The organism is Pelomonas sp. Root1237, from assembly GCF_001425055.1.
Lineage (GTDB): Bacteria > Pseudomonadota > Gammaproteobacteria > Burkholderiales > Burkholderiaceae_C > Pelomonas.
In genome coordinates, this window is the sequence record NZ_LMDK01000001.1 from 50,121 (window position 1) to 73,520 (window position 23,400).

Here is a 23,400-nt window from a genome sequence, read left to right on the forward strand (position 1 = left end):
TCCTTAAAATTCGGGGTTTGCCCGAGCACTCGCACGGGCTGCTGTTCTTTCCAGGACCGAGATGCTCTACCCCAAGGAATTCGATGTCATCGTCGTCGGTGGCGGCCATGCCGGCACCGAGGCGGCGCTCGCTGCCGCGCGCATGGGTGCGCAGACGCTGCTGCTGACCCACAACATCGAGACGCTGGGCCAGATGAGCTGCAACCCCAGCATCGGCGGCATCGGCAAGGGCCATCTCGTCAAGGAGGTCGACGCGCTGGGCGGCGCGATGGCGCTGGCCACCGACGAAGGCGGCATCCAGTTCCGCATCCTCAATGGCAGCAAGGGCCCGGCCGTGCGCGCCACCCGAGCCCAGGCCGACCGCATCCTCTACAAGGCCGCCATCCGCCGCCGGCTGGAGAACCAGCCCAACCTGATGCTGTTCCAGCAGGCGGTGGACGACCTAGTGGTGGAAGGCGACCGCGTCGTGGGCGCCGTCACGCAAGCCGGCATCCGTTTCCGCGCGCGCGCCGTCGTGCTGACGGCCGGCACCTTCCTGGACGGCCGCATCCATGTCGGCCTGGAGAATTACAGCGCCGGCCGCGCGGGCGATCCGCCGGCCGTGTCGCTATCGGCTCGGCTCAAGGAGCTGAAGCTGCCCCAAGGGCGCCTGAAGACCGGCACGCCGCCGCGCATCGACGGCCGCACCATCGACTTCAGCAAGTGCGAGGCGCAGCCCGGCGACCTGGACCCAATGCCCGTGTTCAGCTTCATGGGCAAGGCAGCCATGCACCCGCAGCAAGTGCCCTGCTGGATCACGCACACCAACCTGCGCACGCACGAGATCATCCGCAGCGGCTTTGACCGCAGCCCCATGTTCACCGGCGTCATCGAGGGCGTGGGCCCGCGCTACTGCCCCAGCATCGAGGACAAGGTGAATCGCTTCGCCGACAAGGACTCGCACCAGATCTTCCTGGAGCCCGAAGGCCTGACGACGCACGAGTTCTACCCGAACGGCATCTCCACCTCCCTGCCCTTCGACATCCAGCTCGCCGCCGTACGCAGCATCCCGGGCCTGGAGAACGCCGACATCCTGCGCCCCGGCTACGCTATCGAGTACGACTACTTCGACCCGCGCGGGCTGAAGGCCTCGTTCGAGACCAAGGTCATCCAGGGCCTGTTCTTCGCCGGCCAGATCAACGGCACCACCGGCTACGAGGAAGCGGCGGCGCAAGGCCTGTTCGCCGGCTTGAACGCCGCACTGCAGGTTCGCGGCGACGATGCCTGGACGCCCGCGCGCGACCAAGCCTACCTGGGCGTGCTGGTGGACGACCTCATCACCAAGGGCGTGACCGAGCCCTACCGCATGTTCACCAGCCGCGCCGAGTTCCGGCTGCAGCTGCGAGAAGACAACGCCGACGCGCGCCTGACAGAGACCGGCCGCCAGCTCGGCCTGGTGGACGACGAGCGCTGGGCCGCCTTCAACCGCAAGCGCGACGCTGTTTCACGTGAAACGGAGAAGCTGAAGAGCACTTGGGTCCATCCCGGCATCTTGCCGGCAGCGGACGCCGAGCGGCTGGTCGGCAAGGCGCTGGAGCGTGAATACACACTGGTCGAACTGCTGCGCCGGCCCGGCGTCTTGTTCGACACCGTCGCCGAAGTCGCGGCGATCGCGCGCCCCGAGGCGGGTGTTTCACGTGAAACACTGACCGCTGAGCTGGGCCAGGAGCTTGCCGACCTCGTCACCGAACAGGTCGAGATCAGCACCAAGTACGCCGGCTATATCAACAAGCAGGTCGACGACGTCGCCCGCGCCGCGCACTTCGAACACCTCAAACTGCCCGACGAGCTGGACTACGGCCTTGTGCACGCCCTCTCCTTCGAGGCGCGCCAGAAGCTGAACACCCACCGCCCCGAGACGCTGGGTCAGGCCTCGCGCATCTCCGGCATCACCCCGGCCGCCATCTCGCTGCTGCTGGTGCACCTGAAGAAGGGCAAGTTCAAGGGCTTCACGGAAGCTGCCGATGTTGCGGTGACTGCATGAGGGACACGCTCCAAGCGGCGGCACGCGAACTCGGCCTCGAACTCAGCGACACCCAACTCGACCAGTTGCTGGCCTACCTGGCCCTGCTGCAGAAGTGGAACAAGGTCTACAACCTGACCGCCGTCCGTGACCCGGCGCAGATGCTGAGTCACCACCTGGTGGACAGCCTGTCCGTCATCGCGCCGCTGAAACGCCACGGCGTGCCGGCCCGGCTGATGGATGTGGGCGCCGGGGGCGGCCTGCCCGGTGTCGTCATCGCGATCTGCTGCCCCGGCACCGATGTGAGCTGCGTCGATGCCGTCGCCAAGAAAACCACCTTCATCCAGCAGGTCGCAGCCGAGTTGAAGCTGCCCAACCTGCGCGGTGTGCACAGCCGCGTCGAGGCGCTGAGCACCGAGCCCTTCGGCGTCATCACGTCCCGCGCCTTCGCCTCGCTGGTCGATTTCACCAGCTTGACCCGCCAACACTTGGCCGAAGGTGCGGTCTGGATGGCCATGAAGGGCCAGCACCCGGCCGACGAGATCGCTGCCTTGCCCGCCGACGTGGATGTGTTTCACGTGGAACAACTGGTCGTTCCGGGCCTGGACGCCCAGCGCTGCATCATCTGGATGCGGCCTAAGTAGAAACAAAGCCACAGAGACACAGAGGCACGGAGAAATTCAGCTTCTCTCCTCTGTGTCTCTGTGCCTCTGTGGCTGTGTTCGCCTTTATCCTCGCGCCTCGAACCCGACGCCCCGACAAACCAACAGATGGCCAAGATTTTCTGCATCGCCAACCAGAAGGGCGGCGTCGGCAAGACCACCACCACCGTCAACCTCGCCGCCGGCCTGGCCCAGATCGGCCAGCGCGTGCTGGTCGTCGACCTGGACCCACAGGGCAACGCCACCATGGGTTCCGGCATCGACAAGCGCAAGCTGGAGCTGACGGTCTACGACGTGCTGCTGGAGTCCGCCTCCCTGGCCGAGGCCAAGACTCGTGCCGAGAAGGCCGGCTACGACGTGCTCGGCGCCAACCGCGAACTGGCCGGCGCGGAGGTGGATCTGGTGGCGCTGGAACGCCGCGAGGCCCGCATGAAGGCCGCCCTGCTCGATGCTGGCAAGGACTACGACTTCATCCTGATCGACTGCCCGCCGTCGCTGTCCATGCTGACGCTGAACGGCCTGTGCAGCGCCCACGGTGTCATCGTGCCCATGCAGTGCGAATACTTCGCACTCGAAGGCCTGACCGACCTGGTCAACACCATCAAGCAGATCCACGCCAACCTGAACCCCGACCTGCAGATCATTGGCCTGCTGCGCGTCATGTTCGACCCGCGCATCACACTGCAGCAGCAGGTCAGCGACCAGCTCAAGGCTCACTTCGGCAACAAGGTCTTCGACACCGTCATCCCGCGCAATGTGCGGCTGGCCGAGGCGCCAAGCTACGGCCTGCCGGGCGTGGTGTTCGACCCCAGCTCCAAGGGGGCCCAGGCCTTTGTCGAGTTCGCCAAGGAGATGGTGAGGCGGATCGAGACGATGCGGTGAGAACCCGCTGATGCGCTGGAGGCGCGCACTGTCCTGGGTGGCGCTGGCCATCGCCGCACTGATCGGCGGCTGCTCGGTGCTGCTGAATCAGCTGTTCCCCGCCGATCTGTGCGCAACCGAGGTCTTCACCAAGGTGCGATCGCCCAGCGGCAAACTCACGGCCATCGTCTATGAAATCGACTGCGGCGCGACCACCGGTTTCTCGCGCCAGGTGGTCATCGTCCCCACGACCGAGCGGCGCATTGATCCCCAAGCCCTACCTCGCGGCTTCTTTGCCATCTCACTGGGCTCGGCCGTCGACGACCATCTGTCCATGCGAGACGGCCTCGTCGATCTCCATTGGTTGGCCGATGATCATCTGGACATCGCTTACCCTGCCGGCTCACGCCCGATCCGATCCGCGGCCCGCAGCGACGGTGTCGACATGACCTACCGGACCTATCTCAACGCCCCCGATGGCGCAAAGCCATGAGCTTGGCTGTCCTGCGCCCCATGACGCCGGCCGACGCGGACGCCGTCGCCGCCCTGCACGCCACCAGCTGGCGCAGCGCCTACCGCGGCATCGTGCCCGACAGCTTTCTCGACCACGACGTGTTCGCCGAGCGCCAGGCCGTCTGGCGTGAGCGCCTGCAGACGTCGCCGGCTGCGTCCGCCTTCGGCATCGTCGCGGAAGACGCCGCCGGCCAGATGATCGGCTTTGCCTATGTGCTGCCGGGCCACGACCCAGTCTGCGGCACGCTGGTCGACAACCTGCATGTCCACCCCGAGCTGAAGGGCGGCGGCATCGGCCGCCTGCTGCTGCAAGCCATCGTTCGCGAGCTGGGGCCGGCGCACAACCAGCCTCTGCACCTGTGGGTGCTGGACCAGAACGAACCCGCCAAGCGCTTCTACGCCCGCATGGGCGCCGAGTTCATCGACCCCGGCACGACCCCGCCCTTTGGTGGCGTCTGCCTGCCCGAATGGCGCTGCATCTGGCGCGACCCTGCCATGCTTCTGTCCCATGCCTGAGACCGGCATTCAGGCCCTCGCCCTGCGCGCCGAGCATGCCGGGCTCGACGCCAGCGCCCCGCCCCAGCAGGCCGACATCGACGGCTGGCTGATCCGGCTGTCGCCCGGCAAGGCCAAGCGCTCGCGCTGCATCAATGCGCTGCGCCAGGGCAGCCTGCCGCTGGATGAGCTGCTGGCCCGTTGCCAACGCGCCTACGACGCCGCCGGCCTGCCGCTGGCCGTGCGCGTGACGCCCTGGAGCCAGCCGGCCGACCTCGACGCCTTGCTCGCTGCCAAGGGCTGGGGGGTGTTCGATGCGGCCGACGTGATGGTGCTGGATGCCCTCATACCGGAACCCTCACCTACCCCCCTCCAGGCCCTTGATGCAGGCGCCTATGCCAGCATCGTCGGCACACTGCGCGGCTCGTCAGCGACGGCCATTGCGGCCCACACGGAGCGCATTGCTAACGCCCCGGTCACCTACCATGGCTTCGCACTGAACGACGCCGGCGGCGCGCTGCTGGCCTGCGGGCAAATGGTCGTCGATGGCGACATCGTCGGCCTCTACGACATCTTCTCCGCCGTGCCGCGCCAGGGCCATGGCGAGCGCCTGTGCCAGGCCTTGCTGGCCCTCGCCCACGCGCAGGGCGCTCGCCAGGCCTATCTGCAGGTAGGCAGCGACAACGCCGCCGCCCAACGCCTGTATGCGCGCATGGGCTTCGTGTTCGCCTACCGGTATCACTACCGCAGCCCGGAGAAGCAACTCGTCTGACGGCGAGTCACTTCTTTCGGCTCCCACGTTTGCAGGTCGCTGTGGCGAGGGTCTCGCGCGTTGGCTGCGTCAACATCGCGCCTCCAACCCGCCGCCACTCATGACGCCACTCCGCGCTGCCCTCGCCCTTCTTGCCGCCCTGACCCTCGCCACTGCGCAGGCCGACGCCCCCAAGGCCGACGTCGCCAAGAGCGCCGACCACCCCGTCCTCAAGCGCTTTGCCGGCAGCGTGCTGGTGGGCTATGCGCAGCAGGACTGGGAGCAGCGCAGCTTTCCCGACGCCAGCGGCGTGTCCAAGACCGAGAACGACAAGTTCAATCGCCCGGTCAGCCTCGAAGGCAAGGTGACCCGCCTCTTCTACCTGGCTCCGCTGGGCAAGAGCCCGCTGGAGGTCTACCGCAACTACCAGCAGGCGCTGATCGCTGCCGGCTTCAAGACCACCTGGCAATGCGAGAGCGAGGCGCAGGGCTGCACCAAGGCCCACTTCGCACTGGACAAGTACGAGCGCATGAAGGGCATGCACTGGGCTGAGGGCGACCTGCCCGCCATGGACGGCGACCACCGGGGCGCCGCCTGGCCCCTGGCCGCGGCCATCACCTATGACCAAGGCCGCATGCTGGTGGGCACGCTGGCCAGCGGCGGCCGCTCGCTGAACCTGCTGCTGTTCACGTCCATGGCCGAGAACGAGTACACCAACCGCGCCGCCACCTACATCGAAATCGTCGAGCCCAAGGCCATGCCCGCCGGCCAGGTCACCGTCGACGCCAAGGCCATCGGCCAGGGCCTGCAGGCTGAAGGGCGCATCGCCCTGTACGGCCTTTTCTTTGACACCGGCAAGACCGAAATCAAGCCCGAGAGCAACGCGCAGCTCGACCAGATGGCCGCCGTGCTCAAGGCCCAGCCGGCGCTGAAGGTGCTCATCGTCGGCCATACCGACAACGTCGGCGCCATCGACGCCAATCTCGCGCTCAGCGACGGTCGGGCCAAGGCGGTGGTGGCTGCGCTGACCCAACGCGGCATTGCGGCCACCCGGCTGCAGGCGCGGGGCATCGCCAACTTCGCGCCCGTGGCGCCCAACACCAGCGATGACGGCCGCGCCAAGAACCGCCGCGTCGAGATGGTCCTGCAATAACGCCCGCAACGACGCCATGAACATCACCCTCCGCTTCACCGCCGCCCTGCTGGCCGCCGCCGTCCATCTCAGCGCGCCAGCCGCCGACGCACCCTACGCCGACGTGCCCGGCGCCGCCGACCACCCCCTCGTCAGGCGCTTCGCCGGCTCCTGGCTCGCCGGCCAGCATGTCTCCAACTGGGACGCCGCCGTGCTGCCCGCCAGCGTCGAGCTGTCCAAGGCCGACAAGCGGCAGTTCAAGGACCCGATGCTCAACCTCGAGGGCAAGGTCACGCAGACGGTCTACATCGCGCCGCGCGGCAAGTCGGCGCTGGAGGTGTGGCGCAACTACGAGCAGGCGTTGAATGCCGCCGGCTTCAAGAAGCGCTTCTCGTGCGAGCGCGACTGCTTCGACCTCTACTTCGCCTGGCTCAAGCAGAGCGATCCGACCAAGGGCTTCAACTGGGCCAAGGGCACGGTCGACACCCCCAGCAGCGGCCGCTACAGCCTGACCTCGGCCCTGTCCGGCGACGAGGGCCGCATGCTCGTCGGCACGCTGGGCAAGCCCGGCCAGGAAGCCACCGTGCTGCTCTACAACTCGCTGGCCGCGAACGCCACCACCGGCATGGTGGCCACCTATCTGCAGATCGTCGAGCCCAAGGCCATGGAGACCGGCCAGGTCACGGTGGACCCCGCCGCGCTGCAGGCCGGCCTCGCCGCCGAGGGTCGCGTGACGCTTACGGGCCTCTTTTTCGACACCGGCAAGACCGAGCTCAAGCCCGAGTCCAAGGCCCAGCTCGACGCGATGGCCGAGCTGCTGAAGAACCAGCCCACGCTGAAGGCGTACATCGTCGGCCACACCGACAACGTCGGCACCTTCGAGGCCAACCAGGCGCTGAGCATGGAGCGCGCCCGCGCCGTCGTGCTGGCCCTGACCGCGGCGCCGTACAAGGTCGACACCAAGCGCCTGAGCGCCAAGGGCCTGGCCAGCCTGGCACCGGTGGCGGGCAATGGCGACGACACAGGGCGGGCGCGCAACCGGCGCGTGGAGCTGGTGGCGCAATAGCCCGGCGGCGCCAGGCCCTGCCTCACGGCTCGATGCCGAACACCGCGTTCGGCGCCTCGCCAAACACCTCCGGCGCGTACATGGCCTCCACGCGGGTGGGAGACAAAGTGAACTGGCCGGAGTTGTTGAGGCGGATCGTGTATTCGAGGCTGAAGTCGCCGCGCGGCACGTGGCGGTAGAAGGACTTGAACGACGTGAAGTCGCGGGCCTGGTACAGCGGCCAGGCGTTGCCCGTGCGCTGCTCGCCGGCCTGGGCGGCGGCGGAATCACGGCCCAGGCCGTTGCCCAGGATGCTGGCGCCGGCCGGCACCGGGTCATCCACCACGACCCAGCTCATGTCGGCCTGGGCATGGATGCTCAGGCGCACGCGCGCGATGTCGCCCACATGCCATTGGCCCGGCACCTTCTGCTGCACGGCGGTGATGCTGCGGCTCAGGCTGTAACCGGCTGAGCGCGGCGCCGTCAGCGGCACGGCGGCGCGCACCTCCACCGAAGCCCAGGGCGCGCCGGCGCCATCGTGCTGGATGTGCAGCGCGTCGGTGGCCTTGCCCAGGGGAGCGTCGAAGGACTTGCTGCCCGGCTCTTTCCAGCTCAGGGTCTTGCGTTGCTGGCCGAGCGCGATGCGCGTCTCGCCGGCCACGGGCACCGGCTCCAGCAGGCGCGCGAAGGCATCGACGGCCAGCGTGCCCCAGGCGTTGGCGTTGGTGGTGGCCCAGGCGCCGTTCGTTTGCTGGCGGCTCAGCAGCCCCGTCAGCAGGCGTGGCAGGTCGGCTTTCCAATCGGGCAGGTCGGCCACGGCAAGCAGCAGGCGCGCGGCGTCCACGTCGCCGTGGCTCATCAGCCACCACCAGTAGTCGCGGGCCTCGGTGGAGAAGACCATCCGGCGCCCCTGGTAGGTCAGCCGGGCGCGCAGTGCGTTCGCGGCCGCAGTCTGCAGGGCCAGCTGCGCATCGGCTTTCCTCAGCACCGTCAGCCAGTCGATCAGCATGCGGGTGGTCCACTCGTCGGGGTCGACGCGGATGGCGTCGAGCTGCCCGGGTGCGAGCCGTTGGTAGCGCGCGAGCGTCGCCAGCGCGCCGATCCTGCGCGCCAGGCCGTCCTCGCTGGGCGCCCAGAACGCGCGCTTGATGCGCCCGGCGGCAAAGCCTTCCAGCCCGGCCAGCATACGCTTGCGCTCGGCCTCGGGAATGGGCCAGCCCGACGCGTCGGCCAGGTCCAGCAGATGACCGGTCAGCGTGTCGCTGCCCAGCCGCGCGAGGGCGGATTCGGGCGGGAAGTAGTTGGCCAGGCCGTCTTCGTCCAGGTAGCGCGGCAGCTCCGCCATGGCCGCATCCCAGGCCTTGCGGTCGTGCATGCCGACGGCGCGCGACACCCTCTGCTCCAGGCAGCGGTAGGCGTAGCTGGCGAGCCAAGCCTGCACGCCGCCCAGTTGGCCGGCCAGGGAGGGCAGCAACTGCACGGCCACGCGGGCGGTACCGGCTACCGCCCCGGCGCCGTCGAAGCCGAACGCCGGCACGTCAAAGCTGCCGTTGACCTGGGCCAGCGTGGCCGCCTGCACGGTCACGGGCACGGCGGGTTCGACCTGCTGCGTGGTCTCCAGCACGTCCTGCCGGCCCGCAGCGCCGCGTTCCTTCGCAGCGAAGCGCCAGGTCAAGGCCTGGGCACCCTGCGGCACGCGCACCTGCCAGCTGATCTGACGCGCCTCGCCCGCCGCCAGGCGCAGCGCCTGGGCCGGCAGTGCGGCCTGGCCGGCGAGGCCGGCGCTGGCATCCAGCGTGATTGGGCCCGCGGATGTGTTGCGCACCGTCACCAGCGCCGCAAACCGGTCGCCATCGCGGACACGCGGCGGCAGGCCGGCGGTGAGCTGCAGGTCCTTCATCACGTCCAGGTGGGCCGCGCCGGTGCCGAAGTCCTCGCTGCCGGCGCTGGCCACCGCCACCAGCCGGAAGCGGCTCAGCCCGTCCTTGATGGGAAAGCTCACGACGGCGTCGCCGTTGTCGTCGACGGGCACGTCGGCCTGCCAGTACAGCAGGGAATCGAGCAGGGTGCGGGCCGGCGGCGCCGCCGCGTCACTGCCGGCGCGGCGCGAGACGGTGACCCCCGCTGCCCCGACCACACGCTGCAATACCTCGGGATACACGCCGTCGTTCTGCTTGATCTTCTGGGCACTCTGCAACGCACTCCGCTGGCCCGTGACAGCCACAATCCCGGCGGCCTTGTCAGCCGAGAGCTGAAGGATGTCCATGAGCATGACCTCCGCGGAGCGCAGCATGGCCCGCTCGTCCACTGCGGGGTTCATGACCAAGCCACTGGTCGTGTACACGTTGTGCAGGCGGGGGGCCTGCATCCGGGCCAGCAGCTGCCAGCTCGGGTTGCCCTTCAGGCTCAGCAACGCTTCGTCCACCGCCACAAAGCTGAGCTTGCGCGCTACGGGCAGCCGCTTGCCATCTGCCGTCGCGACGTGGATGCGGACCCGGGCGGTGTCGCCGGGCTGGTAGCGCGCGCGGTCGGGCGCGAGGCTGACCCGCAGCGCATGGGCTTCGGTGGACACCATCAGTTCGGTGATGCCCGTGGCCACGGCCGCAGGCAGCGGCCCCGCATCGGCATCCAGCGCCAGCAGCGAGACCGACACATTGCCCGCCCATTCGCGGCGAATACGCAGCGGGATGTTGGCCCGCGCCGCGTCCAGCGTGAGCACGCGGGACTCGAGGACACCCTGGCGCTCCATCGTCAGCCACACACGCGACCGCTTGAAGGGGCTGGAGACCGCGATGCTGGCCGTTTCACCCTCGCGATACAGGGCCTTGTCGGCGTTCACAAACAGCGGGGCGGCCGGCAAGCGCTGCGCATCAGAAACCGTGGACACGCTGTAGGCGGTGGCCACCCTGCCATCCGCGTCCGCTGCGGTCGACTCGAACCGGTACACGCCAGCCTTGCGGGGCACGAAGCCGCACACCAGCTCGCCCTTGTCATCGGTCAGGCCCTTGCAGACCTCGCCCAGATCCTCGACGGGGCCGGAGACGTATGCGTCCCTGCGCCTGGCGCTCACGCTGACGGGCTGCCGGCTGCGCCGCGCCCCGCTGTCGTCGAGCACCAGGCTTTGCACTTCCAGCGGCCGCAGGACCGCGACCGAGCCTCTCGTACGCACGCCGACCGTCAGCAGGCTGGGCTGCACGTCAAAGCCCTGCGACACGGTCTGGGCCTCGCCGTTGGGGTCCTGATAGCTCAGTTCGGCACGCAGCACATAGGGCCGTGCGCGCCGGGGCAGCGCGGGCAGCGTGGCCTGCGCATGGCCCTGGGCATCGAGCTGCAACGACTGCGTGTCCAGCAGCAGTTGGGCCGGCTCAGGCTTCGATGCGTCCGCGTCGTCGAGGAAGGCCGGCATGTCCGTGTAGCCATCGAGCACATCGGGCGTGCGGTATCCCTGCGCCTGGACATAGACCCTCAGCGTGACGGGCCAGTGCTGCGCCACCCCGCCATCGGCGTGATGAAGGTCTAGCTGCAGCGTCGGTGCCGCGCCGAAGGTCAGCCGTGGCGCTTGGATCGCGCCCAGCATGCCGGGCAGGCGAAAGGCTTCGACGGCGAATTGCGCCGTGTCGTGGTCGGTAACGTTCGACGACGAACCCTCGCCGAGCTTCAGAACCACCCCGTAGCTACCCAAGGGCGCGTCACTGGGCAGCTCTAAGCGGGAGAGCCCTTCGCCGTGCGCGATCTCCTCTAGCGGGACGGTCCATTTCTTGCCCGATCCGTGATGAACAATCGTCGCCTCGCGGGGAAGCTCGCCTGCGGCCAGCCCGGCCTCGGTCTCCCGACGCACCACGTGCCGCATCGACACCGTCTCGCCCGGCTTGAACAGGCTGCGGTCCAGCACGGTATGCGCCCGGATGAACGAGCTGTCCCAGGTTCGGTGGACGCCGTAGCTGGCGGCGTCGAGCAGGCTCGTCCAGCGGCTGCTGGCGACCGAGACATCCCGCTCGCCATCGGGCCAGGTATGCCGGGCGATGACCGTCACGCCGGCACCGAGGGAGTCGCTGCAGCTGGCGAGCGCGCTGCGGTCGATGGACGCCAGGCCGTCGGCATCGCTGCGGCCCTGCCAGACGAGCGTGCCGCGGCAGTCATAGGCCCTGAGGTCCACCGCAGCGACCGGGGCGCCGCCGTCCAGCTGCGTCACCCACACGGCGCTGTTGGTCTCGGCAACCTTCAAGTGCACGGCCAGCCGCGTCAGCAACACAGCCACACTTTCGTACACGGGGTTGGCCCCGCCCTGCACAGCGAACGCCTGCAGTTCAAGCAGGTGCAGGCCCGCGCCCCTGAGCGCCACCCGCCCACGGCGGGCCTCGGGAGAGACCGCAGCCTCCACGGCCTGCAGCGGGATGGCGGCAGCGTCGCCCAACAGGGGCGGAGCGACCTCCCAGCGCGGGCGCCAGGCGTCGGGCATCGAGAAGTAGTGGCGCGGGCCCTCACCGGCGCCGAGCAGCCCCATCCACCGCAGGATGAGCTGGTCTGCCGCCTCGCCGCCGTCGCCGGCCCCGATGAGTTTTTCGCGGATGACCGGCTGCGTGGCCGCCCCCTGGAGGAAGACCGGCACCATGTTGTCGGCCTGAAGCGGCCGGATCGACACCGTCGGCACCGGAAGGTACGCCAGCCCCAGCGCGGGCAGCGTCTTGATGCTGGCGGGCCGGCGGTCACGCGCCAGCTTGCGGCCCGCGTCGTCCACGAAGTCCTGCGCCGGCCAGCGGATCCGGTACTCGGCCCGGGGCTGGAAACCGCCTTCGAAAGTGACCGTGCTGCTGGCGCCGGAAGTCAGCGTGGCTGGCTGGACGGTCACCGTGCCGGGGCGCAAGCCCTGCCCCACGTCCAGCTTGATCTCGCGAAGCAGGGCTTCAGGCATCGCCGCGTTGAACTCCAGGGCGATGGGGAAGTTGGCGGCACAGTCGCCGTCGGGCTGCAGGCGGCTGCACGCCACGGTCACGGCCGGCAGCGCGCGAGCTGTGAATGTCAGCTCATGGGGCTTCAAGGTCGGGCGCACCAGCCGCAGCGTGACGGGCCTCCCGGGCGCCAGCGCAAAGGGGCAGCGCACCGCCTCCAGGCGGTCGGGCGCCTCCCACATCCAGCTGGCCTGCTTCTTCAGCCCGTCGCGAACCTCGGTCGGCAGGTGGAGGGCCGGCGCCTCGGGCTGGCCCGGCGCCTCGCAGCGAACGTCGGTCGGGGTGCTGCCCAGGGGATGGGTGTAGCGCAGCAGAAAGACCTGGTCCTCCGCGACCCAGGCCGCGCCGTGGTGGGGAACAACGTTCGCGACGTAGCGCTTCATCTCATCGGTCAACGCCGGCAGCTGGAAGCGGAACGCCAGCGGCTCGCCCACGGCATGCCCGGCCAGGGACTTCAGCGCGGGCTTGACACGGAACTCGCAGGCCCGGCCGTCGCGCGCCTGGTCCTTCAGATCCATCACCCAAGTGCGGTCATCCACCCAGTGCGCATCGCCGGCCAGCCCGCAGTCCACCTCGAACGGCCCCGGCGCGGCCACCTTGCCCATAGGCACCATGGGCTCGCTGAAGGTGGCCCTGACCTGCTCCGCACCCGGTACCTGCCCCTGCGGGCTGAAGGCGAGCACCCGCGCGGCGGGCTCCGCCGCGCTGGCGAGCAGCGGGGTCATGGCCAGCACGCAGGCGGCGAGCATCCGTGCGGAAAAAGGCAGTGCTGCCGGGGCGTGAGGCATGCCGTGTCTCCCTATGGTTAGTTATTGGCGGCAATTGTGGGGGCCCTACCGATGCGCCACGGCGTGCTGCTGGCATGCGTTGGGGGTTCACTGCGTTCACCCCATTAACCTACCGGGCTATCCAGGTAGAGTCCGCCCCACCGCTGCGATGCTGGAACCGATTCCACCCCGGCCGCAATGCGCCTTTCGCCATGAAATCAATGCATGCCTCCCTGGTGGCCACGGCCGTAGCGCTGGCCCTCTGCGCCGCCGCGCAGCCCCTGCTCGCCGCCGATGCCCAGCCCTGGACGGACAAGGCCAAGAGCGCCGCGCAGCGCACCGAGTTGCTGCTCAAGGCGATGACGCTGGATGAGAAGCTGCTGCTGGTGTTCGGCTACGCCTCGGGCGACCAGTTGGCGCAGGTGGACAGCGCCGTGATCCCCGGCGTCAACACCAAGGAGGTCATCGCCACGGTGATTCCGGGTTCGGCCGGCTACATCCCCGGCATCGAGCACTTGGGGCTACCGGCCCAGCACCAGGCCGACGCGTCCATCGGCGTGCGCAATCCCAACCTGGAGCGCACCTCACTGCCCTCGTCGCTGGCCACGGCCGCCAGTTGGGACCCGCGTGTGGCCGAGGCCGGCGGCAAGATGATCGGGCGGGAGGCCCGGCTGTCGGGCTTCAACGTCATGCTGGCGGGCGGCGTCAACCTCGCGCGCGAACCGCAGAACGGCCGCAACTTCGAATACACCGGCGAGGATCCGCTGCTCGCCGCCGACATGGCCGCCGGGCTGATCCGCGGCGTGCAGGCCAACCACATCATTTCGACGATCAAGCATTACCTGATCAACGCGCAGGAGACCGGCCGCAACATCGTCAGCGCGCAGATTGGCGAGTCCGCGCTGCGCATGAGCGACGCGCTGGCCTTCGAGCTCGCCATCGAGAAGTCCAGCCCCGGCTCCGTGATGTGCTCCTACAACCGCATCAACGATGTCTACGCCTGCCAGAACGCCTTCTGGCAGAACAAGGTGCTCAAGGGCGACTGGGGCTACCCGGGCTACGTGATGTCCGACTGGGGCGCCGTGCATTCGACCGTGCTCGCTGCCACCGCCGGGCTTGACCAGCAGTCCGGCTTCCCCTTCGACAAGGCCCCGTACTTTGCCAAGCCGCTGAAGGAGGCCGTCGAGGACGGCTCGGTGCCGCGGTCGCGCATCGACGACATGGCCCGGCGCATCCTCTGGGCGATGTTCGACAAGGGCGTGATGGACCACCCGCTCAAGCCAGGCCCCATCGACTTTGCCGCCCACGCGCAGGTCTCGCAGGCCGCCGCGGAGCAGTCGCTGGTACTGCTGAAGAACGAGGCCGGCCTGCTGCCGCTGGGGGCGCCCAAGCGCGTGGCCCTCATCGGCTCGTACGCCGACAAGGCGGTGCTCGCCGGTGGTGGCTCGGCGTCCGTCACGCCCATCGGCGGCACCGCCGTCACCGGCCTCGGCCCGGGCGGCTGGCTGACCCAGGTATGGCAGCCCTCATCGCCGATGAAGGCGCTGCAGCGTCTGCGGCCGCAGACGGCATTCACCTTCGACGCGGGCACCAACGTCGAGTCCGCCGGCAAGGCCGCAGCCGCGGCGGACATGGCCATCGTCTTCGTCCACCAATGGACCGCCGAGTCGCTGGACGCGTCGCTGACGCTGGAAGGCAACCAGGACGCCATCGTCAGCGCGGTCGCCAAGGCGAACCCGAACACGGTGGTCGTCGTCGAGAGCGGCGGCGCCATCCTGATGCCCTGGGAGAAGGATGTGAAGGGCATCCTCGCGGCCTTCTACCCGGGCGCGGCCGGCGGCGAGGCCATCGCCCGCATCCTCACCGGCGAGGTGAACCCCTCCGGCCGCCTGCCCATCACCTTCCCTGCGAGCACGGATCAGCTGGTGCGCCGGCAGATCGGCGGCAAGTCGGACGGCCCGCTGTTCACGGTCCGCTACACCGAGGGCGCCGCCGTGGGCTACAAGTGGTTTGACCTGCACGGCCACAAGCCGCTGTACGCCTTCGGCCATGGCCTGTCTTACACGAGCTTCGAGCTGGGCGGCCTCAAGGCAGAACAAGCCCAGAAGGCCGGCGGGCAGGTGACCGTCAAGTTCACCGTCAAGAACGCCGGCAAGCGCGACGGTGCCTCGGTCGGCCAGGTCTACGTCCGTGCGCCGCAGAGCGCCCAATGGGAAGCGCCCCGCCGCCTCGTCGGCTTCGACAAGCTGGCGCTGAAGCCGGGTCAGACCGGCACGGGTGCGGTCACGGTCGACCCGCGGCTGCTGGCCACCTTCGACGAGTCGACCGGCAACTGGGTGATCGCCCCCGGAACCTATGAAGTGCAGCTCGGCGCGGGCTCGGACGACATCCGTGCCACCGCCCAGCTGGTGCTGGCGGGCCGCAGGTTCACGTCGGCGCAGCTTCGTCACAAGGCGCGATAGCGCATGGACTCCCGCTTGAAAGCTCCGGAGACCGCTGCCCAGTGTGCGGCCCAGGAAGCAGCACTCGTGCTCGAGCGCCTGACCGCGGCTGACGCCATGGGGATCGGGCAATCCATCCTCGCGCTGGCGCAGCAGTGGTTTGCGGCCCGGCCCGTGGCCATTCACCTGGAGACCGACGACCATCCCCTGTTCGTCTATTTCATGGATGGCACGGGCGCAGGCAACGCGGACTGGATCATCAGGAAGAAGAACGTCGTTCGCCGGTTTGGCCACAGTTCATGGCGGGTTCGGCTGGAGTTCCTCGAACGCCAGGCCAATTTCCATGCGGAAACCGGCCTCGACCCCACCCTCTTTCAGGCCGAAGGCGGCGCCCTGCCCCTGGCGGTGCACGGCAAGGGCCGAGTGGGGACCTTGATTGTTTCGGGCCTCGACGGGTGGGAAGACCATGCGCTTGCGGCAGGTGGACTGGCGCTTTGGAGCAGCCAGTAGGTAGTAACGACCTCGCAAGTTGCGGGTATGCGTTGGGATTCGCTGCATTCGCCCTTTCCGACGGGCTCAAAGCCGAATAGCGCCGAATCGGGACATGACAATCCCCGTCCATGGAAATGCAGCGACCACCGGCTGAAATTCAGTGGCGACAGGCCATTGAGGCGGGTGAGCTTGGCGTGTGGGACCTCCGCCTTGACCTTGAGACCGTTCACCATTCACCCCAGTGGAAACAGCAGCTCGGTTATCCCGAACCGTACAGCGCCGATAGCACCCACTTCTGGCGCTGCAGGGTCCATCCTGCCGACCTTGAAGGCATGCTTGCAGCCATGAGCGCACACGCCCGGGGCAGCCAGCCCAGCTACGAGGCCAGATTCCGCCTGCGCAGCAATGGCTCGGGGTATCGCGTCGTCCACTCGCGCGGCCGGGTCATCGAGCGCAACGCCGAGGGCCGGGCGGTGCGCATGGTCGGGACCATGATTGACCTGACCGAACGCCCATTCACGCCCCAGGGCGGGTTGGCAGACGGCCACCGCGGCTTGATGGAAGGTTTGCCGCTGGTGCTGCCGTTTCACCTGCTGCTGAGCGTCGACCGGTCGGGTATCGACAGCGCCGATGCAGAGCGCGCTGCGCTCGAGCTTGAGCGGGATCGGGTGCTCGGCATGGTTGAAGACCTGCTGCAGGCATCCATGGCGCAACTTGAGAGCCTGCGCACTGTGTAGAGACGCGCCTGGCAAGGCCGCTCAGCGCAAGCGAGCATCCAGCCGGCTGAGCACGCGCAAGTCCTGGAAGTAGCTGCTGTGATGCGTCGTCGCGCTGTCGACGACGAGATCGTTGGGCTGGTCGAAGATCAGTTCGGCGCCGCAATCAGGCACCCATCGCCGTGGGTCACCCTCATCGCGACGACGAACGCACTCTCGCGTTGGAAGGCGGACCGCGAAACCCCTCAGTTCTGAATCGACAACTGATCGCCCAGATAACCGATCACTCGCTCATCGCGGAAGTAGTTGGTGTGATGTGTGGTCGGGCCCACGCCGAGGGCTTCGAAAGTGATGTTGCCGCCCTCGCCCAGGCGAAACATCGAGTCCACGTCCACCACCAGGTCGTTGGGGCCGGGGAACACCATGTCGGCCGCACCGTACTTGACCTGGTCGCCGATGTGGCTGAAGCGCCGCCAGAACTTCCAGATCGGCTGAGCGCTCTCGTCGGGCTGGAAAGACGCGCCGATGCCGGACATCTGGGGGCTGCTGAGCCAAGGCGCGGCAAACAATTGCCGCACATCGTTGTTGTTCTTGACCAGCTGCTGCGTCGCGAGGCCCGGCACCAAGCCCACTGCCGCGTCGACGATGGGCGTGGTGCTGCCCAGATGCAGCACCTTGCCGAAGATCTTGGCCAGCAGCGAAACGCCCTCGGCAAAGGGCACGATGCCCGTCGCATGCTTGCTGAGCGTCGACACGGCATCGGCGTAGCTGGCGATCATGTCGAGGGCTGCACGAAGCTTGTCCGGCGCGGCCAGGCTGGTGCCCACCAGCGGCGACGCCACGAAGATCACCCGCTCCACCGGCACGGCGCGCAGCCGCATCAGCCAGCCCACGACCAGGCCGCCCCGGCTGTGGCAGACCACGTCGATGGGCGCGCTGACGTCCTGCAGGGCACTGTGCAGATCGAGGGCGTTGGACCACGCCGCCACGGACAGGGTGGCGTGGCCAAAGGCCAGGATGGCGCTGTACTTCTGCTGCCAGCCGGCGAGCAGTTTCTTGCCGGCGTCGGTGGCCTGCAGCTCGTCGAACCACATCTGCGACTTGCTGAAGGTGCCATGCACCAGCAGCAGCACGCGGCCCTTGTCTATCCTGGGCTGGGCGTCGTTCACCAGGCGGCCGTCCTGCCAGCGCTGCATGCCCTTGTCGGGCGTCAACCAGTCATCGGCCGCGATCAGCTTGTCGGTGACCGCATTGGCACCGAAGTCGTTGAAGCGAAAGCTTTGCACGACGTCGTCGGGCGCCACGCGAATCGACCGGTAGGAGCGCCGCCCCGTGCCGCCGGGCGTGGTCGGCGGCGAATAGACCCAGCGCAGCAGGCCGTCCTCGTCGCGCACCAGCTCGACCTTGGCGCGGCCATCGGCATCGCGCACCGCGGCGCGCCGGCGGCGCTGGCCGATGGGCAGGGTGCTGACGGCGGTCGCCTCCTCTTCGAGCACCAGCCGGGCGCTCACGTCGGCCCAAAGCTTGTTACTGCTCATGGCCTCTCCTCCACGATGGGCAGGGGCGTGATGCCGCTCATGCGCGCTGTCACGATGTCCAGCACCGAGTGGAAGTCTTCCGCTTCGGACAGCGCGTCGATGCCCGCCTCCACCGCCTCCACGAAACCGCAGTGCTCGGTCAGCCGCACCGTCTCGATGGGCACCAGGCGCCGCGCGCGGATCAGCTGCCTGACCTCGCGGTAGGGGGCATTGCCGATCGCCTGCCAGGCATAGCGCTGCAGGCTGGCGGAGGAGTTGCGATCCGCGGCGCCGGCCATGGCGCCATGCGCGCCATCGCCGCTGACCGCCAGATAGTCCGCCTGGAAGCTGCTGTGCCGCCAATAGCCCGGCAGCGCATGGCCGTTGAGCAGGAAGATGACCGGGTAGACGTCGATCAGCTCCAGGCAGGCGGCAAACAGCAGGGCTAGGTCGATGCAGGTGCCGGCCCGCGCGCCAAGGATGGTGCTGGGCGTGCGCAGGCGCTGCGAATCGAGCTTGCTGCTGTACGACGGCGGCGGGTTGATATAGCCGAGCCGCCACTCATGCAGCAGGGCCGCCCAGATCGCCTGCACCTGCAGATCGACCTCGCGCAGCTGTTCTTCGTCGGTGCTCGGCGCGGCCTGATAGCCCTCGAAACCGGCGCTGGGGTTGTCGCGCAGGATGCGCACATAGCGCTGCGCCAGTTCCACCGCGCTGACGACGGCCGGATCGCGCGGCAGCACGAAGGAAGGCAGCCACTGGCCGTCCTTGTCGTTGTCGCGCCACTGGTCCACCGGCAGCAGGCGCAGGCGATGGCTGTCGCGCGTCAGCACCTTGTCGTTGTGGCTGAGCTGGACCATCAAGGTGCTGTTGACCGCTTCCTGCAGCGAACGCATCAGCGCCGCGGTGAGCGGCACATGCACCTCGTTGCTCAGGTCAAAGCGCGTCTCGCTGGCCACGAAGCGCTTGCGCCAGCTTGCCTGTTCGGGCCCGAGCTGCAGCTCCACGTCGACGCTCAAGCCGTCCTCGGGCCCGGCGTTGCCACGCTCCACGACGATCTCGCTGAACAGCCGCCCGTTGTTGTGCAGCACCGCGTAGTTGAGCTCCTTTTCGGGCTTGGCCAGCAGGCGCGGCGGCGTGTCGGCCTCGCGCAGTTCAGCCGCGGCGGGTTCGCCCAGCGTGAATGCAGCCTCGTTCAGCGGCGCGCCCATCCACAGCGTGACGCCGGTGGCGCGCGTGGCTCTGGGCTCCTTGCGCGCGCGCAACCAGGCGCTCTCGAAGGCCAGCGGCAGGTTCCACACGGCCTGGTCGAGCTGGCCATAGACCAGCTCGAAGAAGAAGTCCGCCAGCTGGTCCTCGACCGCGTCCTGGAAGCCCACGGCCGACAGGGCCGCGCGCTCGGCCACGATGAGGGCCGCCGTGCGCGCCGCCGAGTTTTCGAGGCTGAGGGAGACGAAATAGGCGCAGTGCTCGCCCCCCGCCCCCAGCGCCTCGGCCAGCCGCTGCGCACCGACGACGGCCGCGCCGCCGCTCTCGCTGGCCAGCAGCATGCCGTCGGGCACGCTGGCCTCCTTGGCCAGCACGTCGTCCAGCTGCATCGGGCCGAATTCGGCCTCCACCACTTCGCCGTCCGGCACCAGGTCGCGCAAGGCCTTCAGGCCGGCCAGATTGTCGAAGCCACTCAGATGGATGAGGTCGGGCTGGTGCGCCTTCACGACGTCGTGCAGCTGTTGCCAGCTCGGGTCTTTCAACTCCATCAGCTGGATGTCGCCCAGCGCGCGTTTGAGCCGCTTGGTTTCCGCGCTGAAATCCCAGGTCTGCCGCAAGCCGCCGGGTGCGCTCTGCACATAGAGCAGGCTGCGCTGCCCGGGTTTTTTCCACCGGGCCGGGGCCTTGGGCACCACTTCACGCATCACGGTGACGCGGTGGTTGTCCACATTGCGATAACGCCGCGTGGCCTTGGCCAGCAGGTATTCCCAGGGAAAGATGCGGCCCTGCCAGCCCTCGCGTTCCGACGCATAAGGCATGCGCACGACGACGCGCGGCGCGCGGGCCAGCGCCTCGAGGTCGGCGTCCTTCAGGCCAAAGCCCTTCAGCGTGCGGTTGGCCTGCTCTTCACGGCTGTTGCTGGCGTCACTCGAACTGAGCCAGCGTTCGCGCGCCCGCAGCACATAGGTCCAGCGCATGGCTTCGGTGTCGAGCCGGCACACGGGCACGCCCTCCTCGGGCTGGCCGCCCAAGGCGATCGTGCGGCCCGGAATGACCAAAGAGATCCGGGCCAGAACAGGATCAGTGCCTGCAGTCTTCGACATCACGCCTCCCAACATAGCGCCCCCAGACCTGTCGCTACGCGCCAGGCCCCCGAGGGGGTCAAGCAAACTCGGGAGCGGCCCGTCGTTCGCTTGAGAGAGGCGTCATCCTATGTCGCCGGGCCGGGCCTCAGCGCCCAGATTTCTGGTTCAGACCAGCCCGAGGCTCTCTTCCAGACCCAGGTGGACGTTCATGCTCTGCACGGCCGCGCCGCTGGCGCCCTTGCCGAGGTTGTCCAGGCGGCTCATCAGCAGCACCTGGGTGTCGGAGGCGAATACGAAGAGGTCGACGCGATTGGTGTCGTTGCAGGCCTGCACGTCGAAGAAGCCGGCATCCAGCGCGGCCGCGTCGCGCAGCGGCTTCACGTTGATGAAACGCTCGCCCTGGTAGTGGGCGGCCAGCGCGGCGTGGACCTGCTCAGGCGTGGTGCCGGCCTTGAGCTGGCTCAGGTGCAGCGGCACGCTGACGGCCAGGCCCTTGTAGAAGCTGCTGACGATGGGCTGGAAGACCGGCGGCGTCGCCAGCCCCGTGTGGGCAGCCATCTCCGGCAGATGCTTGTGCTTGAGACCCAGGCCATAGGGCCGCGGCGCCTGCAGGTGGGCCGGCAAGGGCTGCTGCTCGTACTCGGCAATCATGCTCTTGCCGCCGCCCGAGTAGCCGGTGATGGATGTGGCGCTGATGGCGGCGTCCTTGGACAACAGGCCGGCATCCACCAGCGGGCGCACCAACAGGATGAAGGCGCTGGAATGGCAGCCCGGGTTGGAGATGCGCTTGCTGGCCTGGATGGCGCCACGCTGGCCCCTGGCCAGCTCCGGCAGGCCGAAGGCCCAGCCGGGCGCCGTGCGGTGGGCCGTGCTGGCGTCGATGAGGCAGGTACGGTCGTTGTTGACCATGAAGGCGGCCTCGCGCGAGGCTGCGTCGGGCAGGCACAGGAAGGCCACATCGGCGGCGTTCAGCAAACGCGAACGCTCGGCCGGGTCCTTGCGCTTGTCGGCGTCGATTTTCAGCACCTCGATGTCGCTGCGGGCCGCGAGGTACTCGTGAATCCGCAAACCCGTGGTGCCTTCCTGGCCATCCACAAACACCTTGAACGTCATCGCCGCTGCTCCAACCGCTGAAAATCGAACTGTGCAGGATAAGGGCAAACCATGAAATCTGAGCGTGTACTGCTTCTCCCGGGCTGGCAAAACTCGGGCCCGGACCACTGGCAAAGCCGCTGGGAGCGGCTGCATGGCGACGAGCGCGTCGAGCAGCACGACTGGGACTGGCCCCGCCGCGGCGACTGGATGGCGCGGCTGGACGAGGTGCTGCTGCAGGACGACGCGCCGGCCCTGCTGGTCGCCCATTCCCTGGGCTGCCAGCTCGTCACCGCCTGGGCCGAGCATTCCCAGCACGTCGGCCGCGTGAAAGGCGCGCTGCTCGTCGCCCCGCCGGACACCGAGCGCGCGGACATGCCGCCCCAGCTCCACAACTGGCGACCCATCCGCCGCCCGCGCCTGCCCTTCCCCAGCATCACCGTCATCAGCAGCGACGACCCCTTTGGCGCCGCCGAGCGCAGCACGCAGATGGCGGCCGACTGGGGCAGCAGTGTCGTCATCGCCGGGCCGCGGGGTCATCTGAACGCCGAATCGGGCCTGGGCGACTGGCCCGAGGGACGGGAACTGCTGGAAAGCCTCGCGAAGCGCTGAAGGACAATCTGGCGCATGGTCACGAAGAAACCCAAAGGCCTCGGCCTCGGCCTGGAGGCCCTGCTCGGCCCCAAGGTCAGCGAAGCGCCCGCCACCGACTTGCCCTCCACGCTGAAGCTCGAACAGCTGCAGGCCGGCAAATACCAGCCGCGCACGCGCATGGACGAGGGCTCGCTGTACGAGCTGGCCGAATCGATCAAGGCGCAAGGGATCATGCAACCGATCCTCGTGCGCCCGATCTCACCGAACGGGAGCGCGACCTACGAGATCATTGCCGGCGAGCGGCGCTTCCGTGCGGCAAAACTTGCCGGCCTGCGCGAGGTGCCGGTGCTGGTCAAGGCGGTGCCCGACGAATCGGCCGCCGCGATGGCGCTGATCGAGAACATCCAGCGCGAAGACCTCAACCCGCTCGAGGAAGCGCAGGGCCTGAAACGACTCACCGACGAGTTCGGCCTGACACATGAGCAGGCGGCCCAGGCGGTCGGTCGTTCGCGGAGCGCGGCCAGCAATCTGCTGCGTCTGTTGAACCTTAGCGCGCCGGTGCAGAACATGCTGATGGCGGGCGACCTCGACATGGGCCACGCCCGCGCGCTGCTGCCGCTGGATGGCGCCACGCAGATCACCACGGCCAGCGAGATCGCGGCCAAGAAGCTCAGTGTGCGTGAGGCCGAAAAGCTGGTCGCCAGGCACCAGGGCGCCGGCCGCCAGGCGCCGCTGCTGCGCGTGAAGAGCGACAAGAGCCGCGACGTGCTGCGGCTGGAAGAAGAGCTGGCCGACGCTTTGGGCGCGACCGTCGAGGTGCGCGTGAAGAAGGCAACGAAGCGCGGCGGCCAGAGCGGCGAACTGGCCATCCATTTCGACTCGCTGGACGCCCTGTCCGGCATCCTCGACAAGCTGCGCGGCGCCTGAGCTCGCGTCGCCGCATTCGCGGTACCGGAGACATGTGCCTGCGGGCCGAGCGCCGGGCCGCTCCCTAGCCGGCCCGCTCCGGCGATGTGCTTGCCGGCCGAGCCGGCAAGCATCGCCGTCCCCTCGGGGGACCGACTAGGCAAGCCTGCG

18 protein-coding genes are annotated in these 23,400 nt (G+C 68.6%); 13 read left to right on the forward strand and 5 right to left on the reverse strand.

Translation table 11 applies throughout. The features are described 5' to 3' along the window. Positions 1-61 precede the first annotated feature (61 nt). From mnmG to ASC91_RS00270, 8 genes are all read left to right on the forward strand, one after another. On the forward strand, positions 62-2,023 hold the full coding sequence (gene mnmG, locus ASC91_RS00235; protein WP_056190925.1) for a tRNA uridine-5-carboxymethylaminomethyl(34) synthesis enzyme MnmG: 1,962 nt from the start codon (positions 62-64) through the stop codon (positions 2,021-2,023). Beyond that, the gene (rsmG, locus tag ASC91_RS00240; RefSeq protein ID WP_056190927.1) at positions 2,020-2,646 is read left to right on the forward strand and encodes a 16S rRNA (guanine(527)-N(7))-methyltransferase RsmG; all 627 of its coding nucleotides are present in this window, start codon (positions 2,020-2,022) and stop codon (positions 2,644-2,646) included. Before mnmG ends, rsmG begins: the two co-directional genes overlap by 4 nt. A gap of 126 nt (positions 2,647-2,772) precedes the next feature. Then, on the forward strand, positions 2,773-3,546 hold the full coding sequence (locus ASC91_RS00245; protein ID WP_056190929.1) for a ParA family protein: 774 nt from the start codon (positions 2,773-2,775) through the stop codon (positions 3,544-3,546). Between the two features lie 10 nt (positions 3,547-3,556). After that, positions 3,557-4,018, forward strand: a complete 462-nt coding sequence (locus ASC91_RS00250; protein WP_056190932.1) for a hypothetical protein — start codon at positions 3,557-3,559, stop codon at positions 4,016-4,018. After that, on the forward strand, positions 4,015-4,554 hold the full coding sequence (locus ASC91_RS00255; RefSeq protein WP_056190934.1) for a GNAT family N-acetyltransferase: 540 nt from the start codon (positions 4,015-4,017) through the stop codon (positions 4,552-4,554). The genes ASC91_RS00250 and ASC91_RS00255 overlap by 4 nt, the downstream gene beginning before the upstream one ends. After that, positions 4,547-5,305, forward strand: a complete 759-nt coding sequence (locus ASC91_RS00260) for an N-acetyltransferase (protein ID WP_056190935.1) — start codon at positions 4,547-4,549, stop codon at positions 5,303-5,305. The genes ASC91_RS00255 and ASC91_RS00260 overlap by 8 nt, the downstream gene beginning before the upstream one ends. Positions 5,306-5,405: 100 nt before the next feature. After that, positions 5,406-6,437 carry a DUF4892 domain-containing protein gene (locus ASC91_RS00265; RefSeq protein ID WP_056190937.1) on the forward strand — a complete coding sequence of 344 codons (1,032 nt, stop codon included), beginning with the start codon at positions 5,406-5,408 and terminating at the stop codon, positions 6,435-6,437. Between the two features lie 16 nt (positions 6,438-6,453). Next, positions 6,454-7,482, forward strand: a complete 1,029-nt coding sequence (locus tag ASC91_RS00270; RefSeq protein ID WP_056190939.1) for an OmpA family protein — start codon at positions 6,454-6,456, stop codon at positions 7,480-7,482. Between the two features lie 22 nt (positions 7,483-7,504). Here ASC91_RS00270 and ASC91_RS00275 read toward each other — a convergent pair whose 3' ends face one another. Further along, on the reverse strand, positions 7,505-13,198 hold the full coding sequence (locus ASC91_RS00275; RefSeq protein ID WP_082532303.1) for an MG2 domain-containing protein: 5,694 nt from the start codon (positions 13,196-13,198) through the stop codon (positions 7,505-7,507). 200 nt (positions 13,199-13,398) lie between these two features. Here ASC91_RS00275 and ASC91_RS00280 point away from each other — a divergent pair, with 200 nt between their 5' ends. The 3 genes from ASC91_RS00280 (at position 13,399) to ASC91_RS00290 (ending at position 16,847) form a co-directional block, all read left to right on the forward strand. Further along, entirely contained in the window at positions 13,399-15,639 is a 2,241-nt protein-coding gene (locus ASC91_RS00280) for a beta-glucosidase (RefSeq protein ID WP_082532304.1), read from the forward strand. 3 nt (positions 15,640-15,642) lie between these two features. Continuing rightward, positions 15,643-16,128: a heme-binding protein gene (locus ASC91_RS00285; RefSeq protein ID WP_056190945.1), complete on the forward strand. Its 486-nt coding sequence runs from the start codon at positions 15,643-15,645 to the stop codon at positions 16,126-16,128. A 110-nt stretch (positions 16,129-16,238) separates the two neighbouring features. Beyond that, positions 16,239-16,847: a PAS domain-containing protein gene (locus ASC91_RS00290; protein ID WP_082532305.1), complete on the forward strand. Its 609-nt coding sequence runs from the start codon at positions 16,239-16,241 to the stop codon at positions 16,845-16,847. 21 nt (positions 16,848-16,868) lie between these two features. On the opposite strand, the gene ASC91_RS30595 is transcribed toward ASC91_RS00290, so the two are convergent. From ASC91_RS30595 to argC, 4 genes are all read right to left on the reverse strand, one after another. Continuing rightward, positions 16,869-17,000 carry a hypothetical protein gene (locus ASC91_RS30595; RefSeq protein WP_268795218.1) on the reverse strand — a complete coding sequence of 44 codons (132 nt, stop codon included), beginning with the start codon at positions 16,998-17,000 and terminating at the stop codon, positions 16,869-16,871. Between the two features lie 71 nt (positions 17,001-17,071). After that, positions 17,072-18,364: a triacylglycerol lipase gene (locus tag ASC91_RS00295; RefSeq protein WP_056190948.1), complete on the reverse strand. Its 1,293-nt coding sequence runs from the start codon at positions 18,362-18,364 to the stop codon at positions 17,072-17,074. Beyond that, on the reverse strand, positions 18,361-20,655 hold the full coding sequence (locus ASC91_RS00300) for a hypothetical protein (RefSeq protein WP_157280965.1): 2,295 nt from the start codon (positions 20,653-20,655) through the stop codon (positions 18,361-18,363). The genes ASC91_RS00295 and ASC91_RS00300 overlap by 4 nt, the downstream gene beginning before the upstream one ends. 147 nt (positions 20,656-20,802) lie before the next feature. Continuing rightward, on the reverse strand, positions 20,803-21,750 hold the full coding sequence (gene argC, locus ASC91_RS00305) for an N-acetyl-gamma-glutamyl-phosphate reductase (RefSeq protein ID WP_056190951.1): 948 nt from the start codon (positions 21,748-21,750) through the stop codon (positions 20,803-20,805). 51 nt (positions 21,751-21,801) lie between these two features. On the opposite strand from argC, the gene ASC91_RS00310 reads away from it, so the two are divergent. Both ASC91_RS00310 and ASC91_RS00315 read left to right on the forward strand, forming a co-directional pair. Next, positions 21,802-22,341, forward strand: coding sequence for an alpha/beta hydrolase (locus tag ASC91_RS00310; RefSeq protein ID WP_056190953.1), 540 nt, complete (start codon positions 21,802-21,804; stop codon positions 22,339-22,341). Positions 22,342-22,356: 15 nt separating this feature from the next. Further along, entirely contained in the window at positions 22,357-23,250 is an 894-nt protein-coding gene (locus ASC91_RS00315; protein ID WP_056190955.1) for a ParB/RepB/Spo0J family partition protein, read from the forward strand. The last annotated feature ends 150 nt before the right edge of the window (positions 23,251-23,400 follow it).